Source organism: Sphingopyxis sp. UBA6723 (genome assembly GCF_002454115.1).
In the GTDB taxonomy this organism is placed as follows: Bacteria; Pseudomonadota; Alphaproteobacteria; order Sphingomonadales; family Sphingomonadaceae; genus Sphingopyxis.
Genome location: NZ_DKIH01000003.1, coordinates 1 through 376, shown reverse-complemented (window position 1 = coordinate 376; position 376 = coordinate 1). Strand labels below are relative to the sequence as shown.

Sequence of the window (376 nt, the reverse complement as noted above, 5' to 3'; positions counted from 1 at the left end):
CGACGGCGGCTTCATGATGAACAGTCAGGAGATGGAGACCGCGGTGCGGCTGGGGCTCAACATGACGGTGCTGATCCTCAACGATAACAGCTATGGCATGATCCGCTGGAAACAGGCGAACATGGGCTTCAAGGATTGGGGGCTGACCTATGGCAACCCCGACTTCGTCAAATATGCCGAAGCCTATGGCGCGCACGGCCACCGCGTGACCAGCGCCGCGCATCTGCAGGAACTGCTCGCGCATACCCGCGATACGCCGGGGGTGCATCTGATCGACTGCCCGGTCGATTATTCGGAGAATGACAAGATTTTGAACATCGATATCAAGAAGATATCGAAAGAGATGTAATCGCTTAGCCCCTCCCCTTCAGGGGAG

Annotated in this window: 1 protein-coding gene; it reads left to right on the top strand. The window is 56.9% G+C overall.

The window, feature by feature from the left end:
* Positions 1–349: thiamine pyrophosphate-dependent enzyme (locus B4F07_RS00550; RefSeq protein WP_293704336.1), on the top strand; the 349-nt coding region annotated here is incomplete at its 5' end.
* Positions 350–376 lie beyond the last annotated feature (27 nt).